General features: G+C 60.6%; 4 protein-coding genes. All 4 read left to right on the top strand.

Annotated elements, in window-relative coordinates; translation table 11 throughout:
* A partial coding sequence (locus Q0C48_RS08950) for a CinA family protein (RefSeq protein WP_291523551.1) occupies window positions 1-609 on the top strand: 609 nt, incomplete at its 5' end.
* Between the two features lie 200 nt (window positions 610-809).
* On the top strand, window positions 810-1,847 hold the full coding sequence (gene recA, locus Q0C48_RS08945; protein WP_291523549.1) for a recombinase RecA: 1,038 nt from the start codon (window positions 810-812) through the stop codon (window positions 1,845-1,847).
* Window positions 1,848-2,300 (top strand): regulatory protein RecX, encoded by a 453-nt coding sequence (locus tag Q0C48_RS08940; RefSeq protein ID WP_291523547.1) that lies wholly within the window; start codon window positions 1,848-1,850, stop codon window positions 2,298-2,300.
* Window positions 2,301-2,368: 68 nt separating this feature from the next.
* Window positions 2,369-3,550: alanine--tRNA ligase (gene alaS, locus Q0C48_RS08935; protein WP_291523545.1), on the top strand; the 1,182-nt coding region annotated here is incomplete at its 3' end.

The raw sequence follows: 3,550 nt of genomic DNA, 5'->3' as shown, positions 1-3,550 counted from the left end.
ACAGGGGCAAGCGCACATATGCCCGTTTGCGACGTGCCTTTGAGCCTTTTCAACGATAACGGCACCACGCCGGAAGTTTTGCCGGGCGAGTATTGGGTCGAGGCCGGAACACCGTGCGCCATATCGCTGCACATGGCACCGCCAGAATGGTCCTTACTCCGGCATGCCCGTGCGCGGGACACCCGACTCGCCCTGGCGGAGTCTTGTACCGGCGGTGATCTGGCCGCGCGGATCACCGCCCTGCCAGGCTCCTCGGCGCTGTTGCGCCACGGGTTTGTCACCTACAGTAATGCCGCGAAAATTCAGTTGCTAAAGGTGCAGGAAGCGACCCTCGCGCGGGTCGGGGCCGTAGCGGAGGATACCGCCCTGGAAATGCTCGCGGGTGCACTGCACGAAGCGGACATCGCCGCGGCTATCACCGGCATCGCCGGGCCGGGAGGTGCCGTGCCCGGCAAGCCGGTGGGCACCGTCTGTATTGCCTGGGGCGCGCGGGGCGCGGAACCGCAGGTGAGAACCTGTCACTTTCACGGAGACCGTTGGTCGGTGCAGTATGCCGCGGGTTCGGTAGCTTTGGGCGGGTTATTGGGATTATTGCGCGGGGCTGGTTGAACGGCGGCCACCGTGCCGGACAAGAATTATGCCGCAGTGGCTTTCAGTCGTTTGCCCCGCCCGCCAGCTCAGGTAGAATGCCGGAAAAGGTTGTTCCGATGACTCCCGCAGTACCGGATCATCAGGCCCTGCCGCGCGCCACTACAACATGGTGTTTTGCAAGGATGGGTTAACCCTCAATTCAAGAGAAGGAAAGCATTATGGACGAACAGCGTAGCAAGGCCCTTTCGGCGGCCCTCTCACAGATTGACAAGCAATTTGGTAAAGGCGCCATCATGCGTCTCGGTGATCATAATGCCATCAAGGACATTGAGGTCTACTCCACCGGTTCGCTGGGGTTGGACCTTGCTCTCGGTGTCGGTGGCCTGCCACGGGGCCGGGTGGTAGAGATTTACGGACCGGAATCTTCCGGTAAAACGACCCTTACCCTGCACGCCATAGCCAGTTGTCAGGCTGCAGGGGGTACGGCGGCTTTCATTGATGCCGAACATGCTCTGGACCCCAGTTATGCCCATAAGCTCGGCGTCGATCTGGAAAACCTCCTGATCTCCCAGCCGGATACCGGCGAGCAGGCGCTGGAAATCGCCGATATGCTGGTGCGCTCAGGGGCAGTCGACCTGATTGTTATCGACTCCGTGGCTGCACTGACCCCCAAAGCGGAAATCGAAGGCGACATGGGCGACTCCCACGTCGGCTTGCAGGCGCGTCTGATGAGTCAGGCGTTGCGCAAGCTCACCGCCAATATCTCCCGGACCAACACCCTGGTCATTTTCATCAACCAGATTCGTATGAAAATCGGGGTGATGTATGGCAGCCCGGAAACTACCACCGGTGGTAACGCCCTCAAATTCTACGCCTCCGTGCGTCTCGATATCCGCCGCATCGGCGCGATCAAAAAGAGCGACGAAGTGGTAGGTAACGATACCCGCGTCAAGGTGGTCAAGAATAAGGTCGCACCGCCTTTCCGCGAAGCCGAATTTGCCATCTACTACGGCGAAGGCATCTCCCGCATGTCCGAGCTGGTGGACCTCGGCGTGAAGTTCGACATCGTCGAAAAAAGCGGCGCCTGGTACAGCTATCAGGGAGAACGTATCGGCCAGGGCAAGGATAACGCCCGCCAGTATCTCAAGGAACATCCGGAGTTGGCGGTCAATATCGAGCAACGGATACGGGCAGCGGCAGCAGGACATCCCCTGGCCTTTGCCGAAGACGTGGTAGAGCCCGTAGCGGTCGGGTAGTTGACGGCAGAACGCGGCGATCCCACCGCGCTGGCGCTGCGGTGGCTGGCGCGCCGGGAGTATGGACGTCTGGAGCTGCGTGACAAACTGCTCCGTGCGGGATGTGACGCAGGGGACGTGGCGTTGGCGCTGGATGCACTCGTCGCTGCCGGTTATCAGGATGATGCGCGTTATGCGGAAATGCTTACCCGTACCCGCGTGCGTCAGGGGCACGGGCCGTTGCGCTTGCGTCAGGACTTGCAGCAGGCGGGGGTCGAAGCTACCGCAGATCCCGAGATTAACTGGCTGGTGCAGGCGCAGGCGGTTTGTCAGAAGCGTTTTGGCGATACAGTGCCAACAGATGCCAAAGATTATGCCCGGCGCGCCCGTTTTCTGGCAGGACGGGGATTTACCGGAGAGACGATTCGCCGGGTGTTGGCCGCCGGCAGAGAAAGGGATTTCTCTGCGGATTGACAGCGGCTGAGGGGGCGGAAAACCCCCGCCCGGAGACAAAAACACTTTTCATTAACAACGGAAGACCGATGCACGCGCAAGCCATTCGCCAAGCTTTTCTGGAGTATTTTGTGGAGCAAGGGCACCAGATCGTACCCTCCAGCCCGCTGATTCCCCGTAATGACCCGACCCTGCTGTTCACCAATGCCGGTATGGTGCCCTTCAAGGACGTGTTTCTCGGTCTGGAAACCCGTCCCTACCGGCGCGCCGTCTCCTCACAGCGCTGCATGCGCGCGGGCGGCAAGCACAACGATCTGGAAAATGTTGGCTACACAGCGCGGCACCATACCTTTTTCGAGATGCTGGGTAACTTCTCTTTCGGCGACTATTTCAAGCGTGAAGTGATCGGTTTTGCCTGGCGCTTCCTCACCGAACGTCTGGGCCTGCCGCCGGAAAAGCTCTGGATTACGGTTTACGAAGAGGATGATGAGGCGGCTGACATCTGGATTAACGAGATCGGCATTGATCCCGCGCGTCTCTCCCGCTGTGGCGAGAAGGACAACTTCTGGAGCATGGGCGACACCGGTCCCTGCGGTCCCTGTTCGGAGATTTTTTACGATCATGGTCCCCATATTCCCGGAGGCCCTCCCGGCAGCCCGGAGGAAGATGGCGACCGCTATATCGAAATCTGGAATCTGGTCTTCATGCAGTTTGACCGGGACAGCAGCGGCACCCTGACGCCATTACCCAAGCCCTCCGTCGATACCGGCATGGGCCTGGAGCGTCTCGCGGCCGTGCTCCAGGGCGTACATAACAACTATGACACCGACCTCTTCAAGCCGCTGATTGCCGCGGCGGCGCAACTCTGTGGCAAGCCATATGGCCGCGACGCGGCGACGGACACCAGTTTGCGGGTGCTGGCGGATCACATCCGCGCATGCAGCTTTCTCATCACCGATGGCGTCCTGCCCGCCAACGAAGGCCGCGGCTATGTGCTGCGCCGCATTATCCGTCGCGCCGTGCGTCATGGCCGCAAGCTGGGCATGGAGACCGTATTTTTTCATCAACTGGTGGCGCCACTGGTAGCCGAGATGGGTAGCGCTTTCCCTGAACTCACGCGGGCACAGCGCGAAGTCGAGCGTGCTCTGGAGCGTGAGGAAACCCGATTCCGGGAAACGCTGGAGCGCGGGCTCAGTCTGCTGGAAGAGGCTATTGCGGGTCTGGCAGCGGGTGCCGCCATCCCCGGCGAGATCATTTTCCGGCTCGCGGAT

Source organism: Acidithiobacillus sp., assembly GCF_023255755.1.
Classification (GTDB): domain Bacteria; phylum Pseudomonadota; class Gammaproteobacteria; order Acidithiobacillales; family Acidithiobacillaceae; genus Acidithiobacillus.
The sequence above is the reverse complement of the archived record's forward strand: the minus strand, read 5'-3'. Positions and strand labels throughout refer to the sequence as shown.

Coding starts and splice junctions, on each gene's coding strand:
- recA (WP_291523549.1), top strand. CDS start 810: ATGGACGAACAGCGTAGCAAGGCCCTTTCGGCGGCCCTCTCACAGATT.